Source organism: Gorillibacterium sp. sgz306347 (genome assembly GCF_059735245.1).
The window spans coordinates 20,866-38,377 of sequence record NZ_JCAPET010000010.1; the positions used below are offsets into that span (position 1 = coordinate 20,866).

Below are 17,512 nucleotides of genomic sequence, written 5' to 3' on the forward strand. Positions count from 1 at the left end.
ATCCGGCTTGCCGGTCTCGAATGGTTATTGTTCGGAAGCAAACCGGTCCACCAATACCTGAAGGCCGGAGTCCCGGATCACGATCGTCAAATCCCGGAACGGCACCCGCTCCGGCTCTCCGGCGGCGATTGCGGCCGCCAGTTCCTCCCGGTAAGCCCGGCTTTCCGCCAGCAGCTTGCGGAGATCGATGCCGAGCGCATCCGCCGGAAAAGGCCCCAGCTTCTCCACCGCTCCCGTAAACAGCTTGAAGGCGCCGTTTACATTGGCCCGGCGATGATGGTACAGCGCGACCGCGACCTGCAGCAGCCCTTGGTAAAGCGGACTGCGGCCCTCGCGGAGCCACAGCTCCTCCAGCACTTCGTGACACTCGAAATAATCCCGGTCCCTATTAAAATGATAGAGAAATGCCACGTACAGCGGATCGTATGCCACTAGCGTCCTCCTGCCTGCCGGTACGCCATTTCGGAAGAGATGCCGGTCATTATTCGCCGGACTCGGCGGACCTTCTATTCCTGGCGTGCCTCGTAATCGCGTGTCGTTTTCTCGATCGCCCGGTCCATGTCCTCCGCCAGCTCCTTAAGGCCCCAGATGTCCTCATTGTCCCACAGCTCGTTGAACCGCAATTGAAACTGTGCAGCCTCCCGAACCCGCCGGTAAAAGTAAAGCACCTGGATCCGGTTCAGCAGCGAGCTGATCAGATTGGACCGGTCTTCAAACAGCTTCTGGCTTTCCGTAATGTCCTCCCGGATGCTGGCCATTTCCTTGTCCAGCTGGTAGGCCGCTTCGGCCGCTTTGCTCAGCCGCATTTTGACGTCCTCGGGGAGATCGCCTTTGTACTTGTAATTCAGCGAGTGCTCGATGGTCGCCCAGAAATTCATCGCCAGCGTGCGGATCTGGATTTCAGCCAAAATGTTTTTCATCCCGAGGGCGGTCTGGACCGGATATTCCACGATGATATGGTAGCTCCGGTAGCCGCTTTCCTTCTTGTTGGTCACGTAGTCCTTATAATAAAGCACCTTCATATCTTTACGGGAACGGATCAAATCCGCCATCCGGGCGATGTCCTCCATAAATTGGCACATGATCCGGATGCCCGCGATGTCCTCGATTCCCGTTTCCAGTTGGTCCATGGGGACTTTCAGGCGCTTGGCTTTATCCAGGATGCTGGAAATCCGCTTGACGCGGCCCGTGACGAACTCGATCGGCGAATACTCTTCCCTTTTCTTGAGTTCCGCCCGCAGCAGCTTGAATTTGACTTTCAGCTCCTCGACCGCTTGTTCGTAAGGGAGCAAAAACTTGTTCCAATCCCTTCCATCCATCCGTACTTCCCCTTCCCGAAATACTCACTTCACATCCGCGCCTACGGCCTCCGAGATGTGGCGGAAGCCGTCGGCCTTCAGCCTGTCGGCCAACCCCTTGTTCAGCTCGCGGAGCAGGCCGGGTCCTTCATAAATGAGCGCCGTGTAAATCTCGACAAGGCTGGCGCCCGATTTGATGCGCTCATAGGCGTCGGCGGCGGTAAAGATCCCGCCGGAGCCGACGATCGGCAGCTTTCCTTGCGTGACGCGGTACAACCGCCGGACGGCGTCGTTCGCCTTGCGGGTCAGCGGCCGGCCGCTGAGGCCGCCGGTTTCGCCGGCGTTTCCATGCCGCAGCCCGTCCCGGGCGATGGTCGTGTTGGTGGCAATAATGCCGGACACGCCCGCAGCAAGCGCGGTGTCCGCAGCCTCCTCCAGCTCGCTTTCGCTCAGGTCGGGCGCAATTTTGACCAGAACCGGCTTCGCCCGGCCTTCGCCGGAAGCGTTTCTTTGCCGCTCCAGCTCGCTCACCACGGCGTTCAGCAGCCGCCGCAGCTCATCCCCGTGCTGAAGGCTGCGCAGCCCCGGCGTATTCGGCGAGCTGATGTTGACCGCAAACAGGTCGGCTTGCCCGTATAGCGTGCGGATACAGGACAAATAATCGTCCGCCGCTTCCTCGTTGGGGGTGATTTTATTCTTGCCGATGTTGACGCACACCGGAACGGGGCGGGAACGAAGCGCGCCGAGCGATTCGGCCATCTTCGCCGCTCCTTCATTATTAAAGCCCATCCGGTTGATCAGCGCCAGATCCGGCGGCAGGCGGAACAGCCGCGGCTGCTCGTTGCCCGGCTGAGGGCGGGGCGTAACGGTCCCCACCTCCACAAAGCCGAAGCCCATCGCCGAAAACCCGGCTACCGCCTCCGCGTTTTTGTCTAGTCCGGCGGCGAGTCCAACCGGGTTTGGGAAGTCGATTCCCCACAAGGAAACCGAGGTTTCCGGCCGCGCCTTTACGCCGTACATGCTCCTGATTGCCGGCAGCATGCCGGGAAGACGAGACGCCGTCCGGAGTCCCCCGATCGTCAAATGATGCGCTTTTTCCGGATCGAGCCGGAAGAGAAGCGGTTTGGCAGCTTTTTGATACAGCACACGCGATCCTCCGTTTCGTCGAAGCGCTTCTCCGGTTCGATTTTATACTCCCTCGAATCAGTTTATTCTTTTAGCGCCAAAAAGAAAAGGCGAGTCAGCGAAAAAAACATCGGCTGAAACGCTTTCTTTGTGATAAAATGTAGAGAAAGCCACTATCCCAAGGACGGTGTTCGTTATGAAAAAGAAGCCGGGTTATGCAGCTCGCCAGCAGAAGGAACAAATGAACAAGAAAGCGATCATTTGGGCTTCGTCCATCGCAGGCGGCTTTATCATTCTGATGATTCTGCTTCTCGTGTTCGGCTCCTGATCAGTTCAGCCAACGGTATACTTTCCCCGGGTTCGTCTCTTCGGCATCGGCCGGAAGGGCGAACCTTTCGTTTGCCCGCAAAATGTCGTCCGGCAGCGCTCCCGAAGTAATGGTAACCTTCGTGCCGAGAGGCGTCATGGCGAACAATTCCTCCACGTCTTCCTGGAGCATGCGCACACAGCCAAGCGACTCGTCTTTTTCAATGCTGTCCGGCTCGTCCGTGCCGTGAATGGCGTACAACGTGTCCGACAGGGTCATCCCCCGGCTTCCGAACGCGCCGTCCGGCTTGCCGTTCGGGTTTTTGACCTTCTCGCTCACCACAAATTCGCCCTCCGGCGTCTTGTCGGCGCCAAGGCCAACCGGATAATTGCGGACGATCACGGAGCCGCTGACCAGCGCCAGCCGGTGATTTTGCTTGTCCACTATGATCGCCAGCGGTTCGCCAAGCGGGTTGGGATAACCTCCGCCGGCTGTTTCATTTTCGCCGCCGGCCGGACCCGCGGCTCCGTTGCCGCCGCCTGTCCCTGCCCCGGGCGCGGAAGCTCCGCCGGCATAACGGGTACCCCACAGCTGTTCCATCAGGGGGGTCGGACCGGAGATGAAGTTGGCGGGGTAATCCCGGCTCAGCTCGGCCAGGGTATCCGGCGTCCGGCCGTAAGCGGTCCGGTAAGCGCCGACCGCACTCGCGAGCAGCGCCTCCTGCTCCTGCTCCGCCTGCCAGCCGGAAACGAACGCGGCCGCTTTTGCCGGGTCCCGGCCGGGCTCGCACTGGCACGCCTCCGGGCTGTAGGCCGTCACTTCCCGCCGGCTTCCGCCCGGCTCCTCCGCTTTGACCTCCAGCCAGAGCTTCGGCTTGACCGGCCACGCCGTCCACTGTCCGTCCGCCGTAGCCGGCCCTTCCGCCAGAATGGCGCTTTCGCTCCGCGGCTCATTCATGACAAGATTGCCGGCTTCTGTGCGGATGGCCTCTTTTCCTTCTTTTTCGCTTATGTACAGCACATCGCGGGCCGGCCGGCTCATCGAAGCCGGTTGACCGGACGGGCCGGCCGGCAGGTCCGGTTCGACCGCGGAGCCGTGCTCCCCGTTTTCGGACGCGCTGCGATCCGGCGCGGCGGCGGGAGAATACACGGTGCCGGCCAGCAGCAGAAGCAGCACGGCGGCCAGCCGCAGCCCGTTGCGGGCCAGGCTGCCCTTTCGCCGTCTGTCCGGCCCAGCCGCCGGACGCTCGGCGCGGACGGCCCGCTCGGGCGCATCCGCTTCCGTTTCCGCGTATGCGGCCTCTTCCTTCGCCGCCCCGCTTCCAATTGCTTCCTCCCGCTGCGGCAGCGTATCCGCTTCCCGCTTCAGGTCCTTCGGCAGCCGCTTGTCTTCGAAAGCTTCGAACACTTCTCCCGCTTTTGCGTAACAATAAAGCGACTTTTTTGTTTTTCCCGTGCGTTCGTAATAACGGCCGAGCAAATACCAGCCCATTTTATTGTCCGGGTGTTCCTTGACGAACTTCTTCAGGTACTGAGGATCGTCCTGCACGATTTCACCTCCGTTAACAACGGGGCTCGCCCTCTCGCTCCGAACCGCCGCTTACCATAGTTATCGGCGGGAAAGCTCCGAATTTCCACCCGGCTGTCAAAAGAAAAACCCCCGCTCCAAGAACGGGGGTCGTCTGCCCGGTATATAAGCCGGCGGATGCCGGTGTTACTTAAACGGGGCGTCCGCTACCTTGATGGAATCCGTGGGGCAACCGTCTTGCGCGTCCTGCATGTCTTCGTGCAGATCCTCCGGAATTTCCGTCACTCCCTGGTTTCCGTCGCCATTGTACACGACTTCCGCCAAACCGTCGTCGTCGTAATCGTAAATATCCGGAGCGGTCGCACCGCAAGCGCCGCATGCTATGCAGGTCTCTTTGTCAACGTAGGTATACTTGGCCATTTGGTATTGCCTCCTAGATGGAATCCTTGCCCTTCCACTATAATATATTTAACTGACAAGTTCAATTCATTGTTTTCCAGTAAATCCGGGAGGACTACTCTCGTTTTTCCCGCAAATGGTCCTTCTGCAAAGAGGTTCCACGGATCTTGTGGTTGCGGATCAGCGTGGACGGGTCGTCGCCCAGCATGCCCGCCGTGAGGATCGCGCTTTCCCCGAATTTGTCCCGGATCCGGTCCATCGCTTCATTAAGATGCTCCTTTTTGGGCTGCCGGGTGTAGTCAAACAAATCCAGCTGAATCGCCGATTCCGTTTTGGGCTGAAGCCCGCTTAACGTAATGCCGAGAAGCCGGACCGGACTGCCGGGCGGCCAGTGCTTCTCAAACAGCTTGCAGGCTTCGCGGTAGATCTCGTCGTAGCTTTCCGTCGGAACCGGAACGGTAATCGCCCGGGTGATCGTTTTCATTTTCGGGTCGCGGATCGTGATGGAGACGGTGGACGCGATGAGCCCCTGACGCCGCATGCGGCGGGCGGTCTGGTCCGCGAGATTGAGAAACACGCGTCGGATATCCGTCATTTCCGTAAAATCGGCGGGCAGCGTCGTCGTATGGCCAACCGATTTGCTCGGCTCGTGCAGCGGACTGACCGGCGTTTCGTCCCGGCCGTGCGCCGCCCGCTTCAGCCAGGAGCCGACGATGCCGAACTCTTTGGTAAGAAAAGCTTCCTCCGCTCCCGCCAGCTCCCCGATCGTCCGGATGTTGAGCCGTTCCAGCTTCTCGGCCGTTTTGCGCCCCACCCCGTAAAGCGTATCGCACGGCTTGCTCCACAGCACCGGCGGAACGTCTCTCAGCCGCAGCACGGTCAGGCCGTTCGGCTTTTTCATGTCGGAGGCGATTTTGGCAAGCAGCTTGTTTGGCGCAAGGCCGATGGAGCAGGGAAGATGAAGCTCGTCCCGGATTCTTCTCTGGATTTCCGAGGCTATCTCAAGCGGCGTCCCGAATTGCTTCGAGCCGGTAATATCGAGAAAGCATTCGTCTATGGAGACAGCCTCCATGAGAGGCGAATAGCTGGACGCGATGTCCATAAACCGCCGGGAAAACTGGCGGTACAAATGAAAGTCCGGCTGAATCACGATCAGGTTCGGACATAGCTTCAGCGCCTGGCCCACGTTCATCCCGGTCTTGACCCCCGTGGCGCGCGCCGCATAGGAAGAGGTCACCACGATGCCGCGGCGCAATTCGACGCTCCCCGCAACGGCCACCGCCTTGCCTTTATAACGCTCGGGTTCGGTCGCTTCATGCACCGAGCAGTAAAATGCGTTCATGTCGATATGAAGAATGACCCGGCCGCTTTTCGGATAAGCGCCGGCGGTTTTCTCGGGGTCCATGACTTTCACCACCGCTGTATAAAATGAAGAAGACAAATGCCGGGTCCCGTTTCCGAGCTCCATGCAAAAAGCCGTTCCGCAGCACGCAGACGGCACCTCCGATTTCAGCATACCGCCCCTGCGGGAGAGGGTCAAGAGCGGAGAAAAATCCTTTGCCCCGTTTACGCAATAAAGCATTCCATTCCTTTCGAGTTATGCTATAATGGGTTAATTCTGATTTTTCAGCCGAACAGGAGGTTAGACGACGGATGGCCGATCGGATCGCTATCTTCGACACGACGCTGCGGGATGGAACGCAGGGAGAAGGAATCAGTCTGTCTGCCGAGGACAAGGTGAAAATTGCGCTGAAGCTTGACGCGTTGGGCGTTCATTATATTGAAGGCGGCAATCCCGGCAGCAACGGCAAGGACATTGAGTTTTTTTCGCGTATCAAGTCGCATAAGCTGCAAGCCAAGGTGACGGCATTCGGCAGCACCCGGCGCAAAGGCAGCACCGCCGAGCAGGATGCGAGCCTGAACCGGATCATTGAAGCCGGCGTACCCGCAGCGAGTCTGGTCGGCAAATCGTGGGACTTTCACGTGCACACAGCGTTGCAAACGAGCCTGGAAGAAAACCTGGCGATGATTGCGGAATCCGTGCGTTATTTGAAGCGGGCCGGTCTGGAGGTTTGCTTCGACGCGGAGCATTTCTTCGACGGCTACAAGCATAATCCCGAGTACGCCTTGGCCGTTCTGTCCCATGCCCAGGAGGCGGGCGCAGACTGGCTGGTGCTGTGCGACACCAACGGAGGCACCATGCCTTCCGAAATTCAGGAAATCGTATCCCGCGTGCGGGAATCGGCCGCCGCTTCCATCGGCATCCATACCCACAACGACTGTGAGCTGGCCGTAGCGGGCGCTTTGTCCGCCGTTCTGGGCGGCGCCCGGATGGTCCAGGGAACGATGAACGGCTACGGCGAGCGCTGCGGCAATGCGAATCTGGCTTCGCTGATTCCGAACCTGCAGCTCAAGCTGGGCTATGACTGCCTCGGTCCGGAGCAGCTGAAGCATTTGACCGGAACGGCTCGTTTCGTCAGCGAAATCGCCAATGTTCACATGCCGTTCAATCAGCCGTATGTCGGCAAAGCCGCTTTTGCCCACAAAGGCGGCATCCACGTCTCCGCCGTGTTGAAGGATTCCCGGACCTATGAGCATATTTCGCCCGATTCGGTGGGCAACAAGCGGCGCGTGCTGGTATCGGAGCTTTCCGGCCAGAGCAACCTTCAGTTCAAAGCGCAGGAGATGGGCCTCAGCCTGGACCTGGAGAACTCCAAAACCCGCGAGGTGATGGAGAGAATCAAGGAAATGGAGCACCAGGGGTATCAATTCGAAGGGGCCGACGCCTCCCTCGAGCTGCTGCTGCACAAGGCCGGCGGAACGCTGGAGGAGATTTTCACCATCGACTCCTTCAAGCTTCTCGTGGAAAAAATCGGTACTCACGCCATCGCGTCGGAAGCGATCATCAAGCTGAAGGTTCACGGAGAGCCGGTTTACACTGCGGCGGAGGGCAACGGCCCCGTCAACGCGCTGGACAACGCCCTCCGGCAGGCGCTGTCCAAGCATTATCCCGAGCTGGCCGACATGCATCTTTCCGATTACAAAGTGCGGGTGATCAACGAAAAGGATGCGACCGCCGCCAAGGTCCGGGTTCTGGTGGAATCGAGCGACTTGACCAACTCGTGGAGCACGGTCGGCGTTTCCGAAAATGTGATCGAGGCGAGCTGGCAGGCCATTCTCGACAGTATCCGGTACGCCTTGATCGGCAAAACCCAAGCCGATGTCTCTCCCGGGCATCCAAAGGAACGGCTGGGCATCGTGAATTTGTAAGCACCAGAAAAACAAAATTCCCGGGTATTCCGGGAATTTTCAGTTTGTCGAGAAGTTCCGATTTGTCGAGTAGTCTCGATAACCTTATTTGTGCGAATTAATCTTGTACGGCTACCGCGTTGATGTTGATGTTATCGAACAACCATTTTTCTTAGCCATTTCACGGCATTCGTTCCGAACGTCAATTGGAGCGGAGCGGGATATCCAAATCCATTTGGCTTACCGGTGGTTTCGGAGACCAGTGCCTCTTCCGACACTCGTCGTTTGGAAAAGAACGGCAAGGTGGTGGGCGGCTATCGGCAAAAGGGCGGCGGATGCGAAATTCCAATAACCAGACGGCTTCGCGTTGGCAGGGCGGGACAGTAAGTGCGAAAAAGCAACTATTGGCATCATTTTTAGCTGTTTACGGCCAAATAAATGCGAAAAGGCAACTATTTCTTCTGTTTTCTCCGAATATCGTTTGTTTATCCGGAAATAAGTGCGTGTATGGAATTATTTCGCGATTGGAACAAGAAACCGTCGGAAATAAGTGTCGCTGTGCACCTATTTGCCCTCTTTTCCCTGATCATCGTTGGCTTGTGTCCCGCCACTTGCAAGTTTCGGCCAAGAAAGCAGAGGCAAAAGGAAGGGTGAGCGAGTAAACGGGGGCATTGAAGACGGTAGCCGTCCAGAACAGGAAGAAGATGGCGACCTGCCAGAATCACCGAGATAAACGGAATCCCCCCTCGTGTTTTTCCCCTTTATAACAGTGACAAACGCAAAAGAAACCCATGGGCACTAAAATGAGCCGGGTTTCTCGACACTCTGAAAATCCCCGGGTATTCCGGGAATTTTGTTTTTCTATACGATTCCAACCTAAGCCATTAGGCCTCTGCTGTCGGGCATCTATCCTTCACGGAGAATCGGCTAATAAGCACACTCCTGGTCAATACCAGTCTTATCGGAACAAGCTTCCCTGCATGCCGGTCGATTCGTTCCCTGGCCCCCGGTTGAAACACACGGATCAGAAGCCGTAAATAGGAGGTCGTGAACGTGCGGAATTTGCCGGCTTCGATCTCATGCTTTTCAAAACCCAGTCCATGAATGATTCCCCTGTGCAGCAAAGTAATGCCTTGCAGAGCTTTGACTCGACTCAGCTTCGGGTTGGATAGGACCTCGGCGCAAATTTGCTGCATGGAAATGCGCGCCATCCGCGCGATCGTTAATGCGACGCGATTTGCGTCTTTTGATTGCAGCATGAGCAGGACCTTCCGATTGTCCAGATGCAGCTCACCCACCCAGTCTCCCGGGCAGATCGTTGATCCGTCTTCGCACTCAATGCGTTTCCCGTGATATTTCGTAACAAACATTTTGCATATTCCGAATTCTCCGGAATAAACGGACCGCATGCGTGTCGACCACTCGAATACACGCTCCCACTTCATCCATACGAACTGCACCACTCGCTTCATACCCGAACCTCTTTCCAACTTTCCAATTTGAAATCCTGAATATAAATCCCGAGAGTTATCTTTCATAGGCGAATAAACCTTCCTCGTTTCAGTATAAAGGACCAAGCGTTTTTCCAAGCCGGCCGCGGGTCGCAGTTTCAGTTGGATGAAAGTCGGGTGTCTTTACTGGACGGTTGGACGGTTGCAAATTTTTTTCTTTCGATCGAACTTGAAAGGAACGCGAGATTGATTCGGCTTTTCCGGCCAGCTTTAAATCGTCCATCTCCCTCAACTGGGGGAAGCGGCTGATTGTTCCACTTTTTACAAGCATCTTCTCTCGTTTAGTCCGCTTATCGTCCACATTTACTCTCGGCCGCTAGGGATAGTGTACACGATGAACGTGTCTCCTTCGTTACCCGAATATGAACGGAATATGTACATGCACAAAATTATATCGCAACATGGGGGCGGATTGTTGGCAAAATCCTCGTAATTCCGCGGGAGTTTGGTATTAAAACAAATTTTGCAAAAAAATGAGGAGCTGCTTTGCCTTAAAAAATGAAAGATCGCCCGTTATCCCGACACTTAGCCAGGATAGGGACGATCCTTTTTCATGCTCAGGCAGGTTGCGGTCGATAGCGCTTGTTTCAGCGCTTGTCACATTCTTGAAGATTTTACTTCGATTTCATCACCCGCTCCAGCTTCCTCCGCCACTCCGCTTCATCGGGAAGAACCAGCATATCGGTAACAACACCGCCTCGGTCGATGAGAAAGGCCGTCGGAACACCGGAGAGCCCGTACGCCCGTGCCGCTTTCCCCTTCCTGTCTTCCAACACCGGAAACGCCAGTGCATGCCGATCGGCAAACGCTTCGGCTCCCTCCCGTGTGTCCTGAAAGGTGACATTGACCGCGTAGAGGTCGAGCTTGTCCTTGTACATGCGGTGCAGGTTGGCCCACATCGGCGCTTCCTCCGCGCAAATGCCGCACCAGGACGCCCAAAAAACAAGCAGGAGCGGCCGCTCCCTTTTGCCGCCAAGCCGGTAAAGCTCACCGTCCAGCCCATGCAGCACCACTTCCGGCGCCTTTGCCCCCGGCGAAAGGGCCGTGAGAGCCGGTTCCGTTTTCGGATCGCTTCCTCCTTTGATCCCTTTCTGCCGATCGCCGGCCCATTCGAAGGCTGCCGTCTTTTCATCCGTTCTTCCATGCACGGCCTTCCCCATTAATCCGCTTGCGAGCAGCAATACTAGTCCTGCCTTCAGGCAGCGGGCCCATACCCGGTTTCTCCGTTCCACCCATTCGTCCCCATTTTCCATTCCGCCGCCTCCGTTCTTCACCGTTTATCCTGCTAGTATGGGTGGACGACTGCCGCCTTATCCGAACCCGCTGAAGCTCCGGCATAGGAAGAATGGTTTTTGCGGGTGCCGGGAAGAGTAACGGTAGCGATGTTGGGAAAAGAGGGGGATATAGTGGAAAAAATCAAGCATTCCCGCATGCCGGTGTCCTTTGAAAGCGCCATGGAGTGGGCCGATTCCCCACGGGAAGAGGAGGAAGAAGACGAAGAGGCGGAGCAGAAAGGCGGAGACAAAGGAAAAACCCGGGCAAAAGGCCGCTTCTGGGAGTTTTTCGCCATTGCCTCGATTCCGATGGTGCTTGTGCTGGGCAACTCCATGCTGGTCCCCATCCTGCCGCAGATGATGACCCAAATGGGAATCACCAAGGCGCAAAGCAGTATGGTGATCACGCTTTTCTCCGTTACCGCCGGGTTGATGATTCCCGTTGCCGGTTATCTGTCCGACCGTTTTACCCGCAAGGGAGTGATCATTCCGGCCTTGATCATTTTCGGCGGCGCAGGCATCCTCGCGGGATTCGGCGCGATCTGGAAATCGTATACGACCGTCATCATTGCCCGCGCGGTTCAAGGTATCGGCGCCTCGGGCACGACGGCGATCGCCATGGCGCTGGTCGGCGATATGTACAAGGGAGGTACCGAAAGCCGGGTGCTCGGCTTGACGGAGGCCTCCAACGGAACCGGCAAGGTGATCAGTCCGATCCTTGGCTCGGCTCTTGCCCTGATTATCTGGTATGCTCCATTTTTCGCTTTCCCCGTGTTCTGCCTGATCGCCATCCTGGCTGTAGCCTTTCTGATCAAGGAGCCGAAAAAAAAGAAGGAGGCTCCATCCCTGAAGCAATACTTATCCGCCATCGGCCATAATCTGAAGGAAAAAGGAAAGTGGCTCATACCGGCCTTTTTCGCCGGTTCGATCGGTCTTTTCACGCTGTTCGGGGTGCTGTTTTACTTGTCGAACATTTTGGAGGAGCCGCCTTATTCGGTCAAAGGCGTTGTCAAAGGCTTGATTCTCGCCATCCCGCTGCTTGGAATGGTTGCCACCTCTTACATCACCGGGAGCTTGATCAAGAAAAACGGCGTTCTCATGCGCCGGCTGATGCTGATCGGGTTGGCCCTCTCCGTGGCTGCGCTGGCGGCTTCGATTTTCTTTTACACTTACTTGTATCTGTTTATCGGGTTGCTCACCCTGAGCAGCATCGGGACGGGACTGCTTCTGCCCTGCTTGAATACGCTGATTACCGGAGCCGTGCAGAAATCGGAACGCGGCATGATTACTTCGCTTTACAACAGCTTGCGGTTTCTGGGCGTTGCCGCCGGCCCTCCCCTCTTCAGCTGGATGATGGACCGCTCGCAGCAGCTTGTGTTCATCACCGTATCTTGTCTGGCCTTGATCGGCCTCGGGCTGGTCTTCTTTCTGGTCAAACCGCAAAAAACGGTGCAGTAAAACAAAAACCCCCGGATGTCCGGGAGTTTTTGTTTGTTCTTGCATACGGACGTTCCGTGTTATCCGTACACGCTGAGCCGGGAGTAAAGGTCTCCAAGCGTTTGCACGCCGCGGCTCATAATATCGCTCAGCTGGCGGGACCAGAGCTTTGCGGTCATTACCGAATCGCCGAGCGCATGGTGGCGGTTCTCGCAAGGAATGCCGTACAGCTCCAGCAGCGCGTCGAGCGATACGTCGCGCAGCTTCGGGTTCAGCCAGCGGGCGATCATCATCGTGTCGATCAGCCGGTGGTTCAGGCTGGTTTTGGAAGTTTTCCATAACGCGGCGTTGAGAAAATGCTTGTCATGCCCGCAGCCGTGCGCAAGCAGAATCCTTCTTCGAATAAAGTCCATGAACTCGCTTAGCGCGGGAAGAAGGTCGGAGCCCCGGCCCGCCTCCTCGTCCGTTATCCCCGTTAATTGAATTACCGGCTCCGGTATTTTGCGCTTGGGGTTCACCGGGCAATAAAACGTTTCCTCCTCCACCACACGCTCCCCTACAACGGCCACCGCTCCGATGGAAATGATCTCGTCGCCGTTATACGGAGAAAAGCCGGTTGTTTCCAGATCGAAAACAACCGCCTCCATGTCCTTCAGCTGAATTTCGTACAGATCCTGCTTTCGCTGCTCCTTCATCATGGAGCGGATAAAGGCCATGTGCTGGGCGCTGCCCGGATCGAAGATGGAGGCGATAGCCGGCGTGAGCCCTCCTTTTTTGTACAAGTGCCACATTCCGCCGCCTTCGTATGGTCTGAATGGTGGTTTCACTGCCCCCTCCTTTCCGGCTAAAGCGCCCAGCCGCATTTACGCCTGCCTTGTCCGCCTTCCGGTTATCCCTCTTTAAAATAAGTCCGGCTTGCGCAAGTCTAGTTTCCAACCTGCTCCGCCGCCGCTCTCTGCAGCCGTCTGACGGACCGCAAGGCGCGCTTCAGCCGTTTTCTTTGGTCCGCCGTAAGGACCGATACCCGCAGCATCGAGCTCGGGCCAAGCTCTTCCTCCGGCTGGTCGAACACGGCCAGCGCGCGAAAATATAATGCGGAGAGAAATTGCTCCCGCCACTCGCGCAGGTCCGCCTCCGGAATCGTATTGGCCCGCAGCAGCTCCTCGATCCGGCCGAGGGTCGAGGTCTCCCGGATGCCGGAACGGACCGACAGCTGCCGGATGCCGCTGGCAAACGGAATATACAGCCCGTACTTTACATCAAATTTCCCAGCGTCCTCGCCGTACCGTTCCGCAATCAAATGATTAAACAGCCCGAGCGCCGGCTTGCGGCGCAGCGTATTCTCCAGCATCCGGCGGATCGTGTCCGGGTGCGCCGCGATATAATCCAGCATGTGGCCGTACAAGCCGTCCGCCAGCTCGGCGGAGCCGTGCAGCGCCCGCATGTCGGCGATGATCAGCACATGCCGGATGTCTTCCCAGGTCCGCTCCTCCAGCCAGCCGTCCAGCATCTTCTTCCATTCCGCCAGCGGTTTGTTCCACTGCGGGTTCCGGCAGGTTACTTCTCCTTCGCATAACGGGTACCCCGCTGCGGCCAGTTCTCCGACAAGCTCCGAACCGAAGCGGGCAAAATATGCCCTTGCAGCTTCCATCCGGTCCGGCGGAGGGTCGGCAAATATAAGCCCGTTGTCCTGATCGCTCCACAGCGTTTGCTCCCGCCTGCCCCCGCTTCCAAACAAAACAAAGGCATAAGCGACGGGAGGCCCGCCGAAGCCCTCCCGGAGGAGGGTTTCTTCGACGAGCTTCACCGTTTTGACCATCAGACGGTCGTGCATTTGATTGATTTGCTCATGAAATTCCCGGGGCGAATCCACCAAAGGGAGACTCCGGAGCGTACGGGTGAGCGAGACGCGGAACGCCCGCAGCTCTTCCATGCTCCCTGCCCGTTCTATGAATGACGCGGCTGTATCCAGCGGCAAGTTGGTCATGAAGGTAATCCCCCTTGGGAAACATGAGACATATGTCCCTCCCATGATGAAGGGATGCCGTTTATTTGCCTTCCAGCTCGGCTTGGGTCGCGTCGGCCACTTTGCGCATTTGCTCCGGATAGCCGTAATTGCCGTGTTCGCTCAAGTCGAGGCCGATCAATTCTTCCTCTTCCGTGACGCGCAGGCCGATCGTTTTCTTGATGGCGAACAGGATGACGAAGCTGAGCGCCAGCACGAATGCGAAGGCTCCGATAACGCCAAGGGCTTGAACGCCCAGCTGGTGGAAGCCGCCGCCGTAGAAGAGGCCGGCTTCGCCGATGCCGACGCGCTCGGCAAGCTCGGGCGTAGCGAACAGGCCCGTGGAAAGGGTACCCCAAACGCCCGCCAGACCGTGGACGGAAAATGCGTATATCGGATCGTCGAGGCCCATCTTCTCAAACCACTGCGAGGTCAGGAAGGTGAACACACCGGCAACCGCGCCGATCACGATGGCGGCCCAGGGTTCAACGAAAGCGCAAGCCGCGGTGATGGCGACGAGAGCGGCAAGCACGCCGTTCAGCATGGCGGGCACATCGGCTTTGCCGAAGTAGATCCAGGAAACGATCAGCGTAGCGACAGCGCCTGCCGCAGCGGCCATGTTGGTCGTCAAGGCAACGTAGCCGAAGAAGCCGTCGCCCATCGCGGACAGCGTGCTGCCTGCGTTAAAGCCAAACCAGCAGATCCAGAGGATGATAACGCCAAGGACCGTCAAAACTTGGTTGTGGCCGGGGATAAGGTTCGGGGAACCGTCTTTGTTAAACTTGCCGATCCGGGGCTTGAGCAGCAAGGTGCCGACAAGAGCCGCTGTCGCGCCCTGCAAGTGAACGACCGTGGAGCCGGCAAAGTCCTGCATGCCGATTTGGGCCAGCCAGCCGCCGCCCCAAACCCAGTGAGCGACAATCGGGTAAATGACGATGGTATAAAGAAGACCGAAGATGAAGTAAACCGGGAGCTTGGCGCGTTCCGCGAAGCCGCCCCAGGCGATCGCCAGGGATACGCCCGCAAAAGCCAGCTGGAACAGGAATTCGAGCGAGATCGGGATGTCGTTGGCGTTCAGCGAGCCGAACACCGAATCGCTCAGGCCGTCAACGAAAAACCCGGAGGTTCCGATAAACTCGTTGCCGTCGCCGAATGCGAGACCGAAGCCCACGGCCCAGAATGCGACTGCGCAAATGCCAAAGGTGAGGACCGTCTTGCCGGCTACGTGGCCGGCGTTCTTCATCCGGGTCGAACCGGCTTCCAGAAGCGCGAACCCCGCTTGCATGAAGATGACCAGGATGGCTCCAAGCATGACCCAGACCGAGTTGATCGCTGCTTGCAGCTGGGGGCTCGTCGCTTCGTCAGCGGCGAGTGCCATGGCGGGGAATAGAAGCGTCAAAGCCCCCGCGGTTAACATGACTTTTTTCCACATAGAACCCTCTCCCTTTGTGTTATATTTCATAACATCTATCACATCTGTTGTAATTATATTGGTCTATGTTAGAAAATGCAACATCTTTTTTCTTAATTATCCGGTTGGTTTTCCTTCCCATCGTTCGGATTTCGATATACTTTGGTATATACGCTTACGTCATGTCCATTATATTCCATGACCTTATCCATTCTGCGATATTTCCGTTGCCGCATGTCCGCTTTTCTCCCCCTTCATTAAGGAAAGAAATTTGGGTAAAGATAGTCAGGAAGCGCCAGCGGATGAAACCGGCGCACTCCGGGTTCGTATTAGTATTAATACAATATGAAACTAATAACAGGAGGTCACCGCAATGCCAGTTGGTTATCCCGCTTACGGGCTTGACCCGATGATGCTGCTGATTCTGATCGCTTTCGGTTTGTCGATGTGGGCTTCCTTCCGCGTCCGGGGTACTTTCAACCGTTTTGCCGAAGTCCGCGCCGCCTCCGGCATGACCGGTTACGACGCGGCCCGCCGCATGCTGGACCTGAACGGCCTGTATGACGTTCCGGTCGAGGCCGTACCGGGCACGCTGACGGACCACTACGACCCGATCAAACGGGTCGTGCGCCTGTCCGAGCCGGTCTATTATGAAAACAGCGTATCCGCGATTTCGGTCGCCTGCCACGAAGTCGGCCATGCCATCCAGCATAAAGTATCGTATCCGATGCTGGTCGCCCGCCACCGCATGTTCCCGTTCGTCAACTTTGCTTCCGGCGTGTCGCCCTTTTTGTTGATCGCCGGCTTCCTGATGGGCCTCTCGGGCCTCATCTGGCTTGGCATCATCTTCTTCTCTGCCGCCGTCGCCTTCCAACTGGTGACGCTGCCGGTGGAATTCAACGCCACCAACCGCGCCAAAAAGCTGATGGTTGCGGAAGGCTTCATCTCTCCTTCTGAAAAACCCGGCGTTGACCGCGTGCTGAACGCTGCCGCCCTCACGTATGTAGCCGCTGCGCTGGTTTCGCTTCTGCAGCTGCTCCGGTTTATCATGATTTTTGGAAACTCCCGCTCCAACGACTAAGCGACCGGTTCCAACCAAAAAAGTGCCCCGCGCCGGAAACGGCGTCGGGGCACTTTTTTGTCTTTTATTTCCTCACAAATCGAGTTAACTGTAAGGTTTTCGCCTTATCGTTCCATTCAATAACACTTATTATCTTCTCGTTAGCCACCCATGCCCTGGCGGGCACAACAGAAAATGAAACTAAAGTTGCGTTAGTTCAGGGGGATTTTTTGGCTATGCCGTGGACCCATATCCATCACGCGCCGAGAGGTTTGGTCATGGGACGCCGGAAGGGGCCGGACAAATTCTAACGGTTGCCAGCGAGCTTATTTGGCTTAAAACGAGACGTTTCAAAATCTAACGGTTGCCACGGAGCTTATTTGGCTCGGAGAGGGGGCGTTTTGGTCTTTTTGGAGCAAATAAGCGCTCCCACAACCGTTAGAAATGTGAACAGGGTTTTTTTGGGCGAATAAGCGCTGTGGCAACCGTTAGCCACTCATGCCATGGCGGGCACCACAGACGATGAAGTTGCGTTATTTTCAGGGTAGTTCTTGAATGATATCGACCGATTCACCATCACCGTGAATGAAATTGTGATCGAACAAAGTCAGCTTTATCTATAAAGTAAGCTTTATCTATGTTTTCATGGCGTAGCGTTTCTGCAATATTTCCGTTAACCCGTGCCATACGAAAATACAATTTTATTTGATGCTTTAATTCGGATAGATTGCCCTTGTAGAAAAAATTCAATACCACATTTTCTTTTGAGGCTGAAGAGGAACTTGTCATATACTACCCAGTCCACTTTTCACCTTCAGCATAATAGATCATTTCTTCATCTGTTAGTTCGATTTTGGAACAACCGAGCAGAATGGAGGTGAGTGAAGCCAATAGCAAAAAACTTAAACC

The 17,512-nt window shown here is 56.5% G+C and carries 15 protein-coding genes; 4 read left to right on the forward strand and 11 right to left on the reverse strand.

All coding sequences use genetic code 11. The annotated features are described in order from the left end of the window. Window positions 1–24: 24 nt before the first annotated feature. The 3 genes from AC6I6H_RS07535 to AC6I6H_RS07545 form a co-directional block, all read right to left on the reverse strand. Window positions 25–432, reverse strand: coding sequence for a DUF309 domain-containing protein (locus AC6I6H_RS07535; protein ID WP_497953131.1), 408 nt, complete (start codon window positions 430–432; stop codon window positions 25–27). 74 nt (window positions 433–506) lie between these two features. Continuing rightward, the gene (gene yjbM / locus AC6I6H_RS07540; RefSeq protein WP_497953132.1) at window positions 507–1,319 is read right to left on the reverse strand and encodes a GTP diphosphokinase; all 813 of its coding nucleotides are present in this window, start codon (window positions 1,317–1,319) and stop codon (window positions 507–509) included. 24 nt (window positions 1,320–1,343) lie between these two features. After that, entirely contained in the window at window positions 1,344–2,444 is a 1,101-nt protein-coding gene (locus AC6I6H_RS07545) for a quinone-dependent dihydroorotate dehydrogenase (protein WP_497953133.1), read from the reverse strand. Window positions 2,445–2,619: 175 nt separating this feature from the next. Between AC6I6H_RS07545 and AC6I6H_RS07550 the strand changes: the two genes are divergently transcribed. Further along, window positions 2,620–2,751 carry a hypothetical protein gene (locus AC6I6H_RS07550; RefSeq protein ID WP_497953134.1) on the forward strand — a complete coding sequence of 44 codons (132 nt, stop codon included), beginning with the start codon at window positions 2,620–2,622 and terminating at the stop codon, window positions 2,749–2,751. Here the strand turns inward: AC6I6H_RS07550 and AC6I6H_RS07555 are convergent, their stop codons facing one another. From AC6I6H_RS07555 to AC6I6H_RS07565, 3 genes are all read right to left on the reverse strand, one after another. After that, entirely contained in the window at window positions 2,752–4,278 is a 1,527-nt protein-coding gene (locus tag AC6I6H_RS07555) for a L,D-transpeptidase (protein ID WP_497953135.1), read from the reverse strand. 165 nt (window positions 4,279–4,443) lie between these two features. Further along, window positions 4,444–4,677, reverse strand: coding sequence for a ferredoxin (locus AC6I6H_RS07560; protein ID WP_497953136.1), 234 nt, complete (start codon window positions 4,675–4,677; stop codon window positions 4,444–4,446). A 94-nt stretch (window positions 4,678–4,771) separates the two neighbouring features. Continuing rightward, entirely contained in the window at window positions 4,772–6,061 is a 1,290-nt protein-coding gene (locus tag AC6I6H_RS07565; RefSeq protein ID WP_497953137.1) for a DNA polymerase IV, read from the reverse strand. A 248-nt stretch (window positions 6,062–6,309) separates the two neighbouring features. Between AC6I6H_RS07565 and cimA the strand changes: the two genes are divergently transcribed. Then, window positions 6,310–7,926 carry a citramalate synthase gene (gene cimA, locus AC6I6H_RS07570; protein WP_497953138.1) on the forward strand — a complete coding sequence of 539 codons (1,617 nt, stop codon included), beginning with the start codon at window positions 6,310–6,312 and terminating at the stop codon, window positions 7,924–7,926. Window positions 7,927–8,789: 863 nt separating this feature from the next. Here the strand turns inward: cimA and AC6I6H_RS07575 are convergent. Together AC6I6H_RS07575 and AC6I6H_RS07580 are read right to left on the reverse strand one after the other, a co-directional pair. Continuing rightward, window positions 8,790–9,377 (reverse strand): YkoP family protein, encoded by a 588-nt coding sequence (locus AC6I6H_RS07575; protein ID WP_497953139.1) that lies wholly within the window; start codon window positions 9,375–9,377, stop codon window positions 8,790–8,792. A gap of 653 nt (window positions 9,378–10,030) precedes the next feature. Further along, window positions 10,031–10,669: a TlpA family protein disulfide reductase gene (locus tag AC6I6H_RS07580; protein ID WP_497953140.1), complete on the reverse strand. Its 639-nt coding sequence runs from the start codon at window positions 10,667–10,669 to the stop codon at window positions 10,031–10,033. 153 nt (window positions 10,670–10,822) lie between these two features. On the opposite strand from AC6I6H_RS07580, the gene AC6I6H_RS07585 reads away from it, so the two are divergent. Next, entirely contained in the window at window positions 10,823–12,148 is a 1,326-nt protein-coding gene (locus tag AC6I6H_RS07585; RefSeq protein WP_497953141.1) for an MFS transporter, read from the forward strand. Window positions 12,149–12,207: 59 nt separating this feature from the next. Here the strand turns inward: AC6I6H_RS07585 and AC6I6H_RS07590 are convergent, their stop codons facing one another. From AC6I6H_RS07590 to AC6I6H_RS07600, 3 genes are all read right to left on the reverse strand, one after another. Beyond that, window positions 12,208–12,918, reverse strand: a complete 711-nt coding sequence (locus AC6I6H_RS07590) for an exonuclease domain-containing protein (RefSeq protein WP_497953226.1) — start codon at window positions 12,916–12,918, stop codon at window positions 12,208–12,210. A 134-nt stretch (window positions 12,919–13,052) separates the two neighbouring features. Then, window positions 13,053–14,114 carry a DUF294 nucleotidyltransferase-like domain-containing protein gene (locus tag AC6I6H_RS07595; protein ID WP_497953142.1) on the reverse strand — a complete coding sequence of 354 codons (1,062 nt, stop codon included), beginning with the start codon at window positions 14,112–14,114 and terminating at the stop codon, window positions 13,053–13,055. Between the two features lie 61 nt (window positions 14,115–14,175). Then, complete coding sequence (locus AC6I6H_RS07600) at window positions 14,176–15,564, reverse strand: ammonium transporter (protein ID WP_497953143.1); 1,389 nt, start codon at window positions 15,562–15,564, stop codon at window positions 14,176–14,178. A 352-nt stretch (window positions 15,565–15,916) separates the two neighbouring features. Between AC6I6H_RS07600 and AC6I6H_RS07605 the strand changes: the two genes are divergently transcribed. Beyond that, window positions 15,917–16,624: a zinc metallopeptidase gene (locus AC6I6H_RS07605; RefSeq protein ID WP_497953144.1), complete on the forward strand. Its 708-nt coding sequence runs from the start codon at window positions 15,917–15,919 to the stop codon at window positions 16,622–16,624. Window positions 16,625–17,512: the final 888 nt, after the last annotated feature.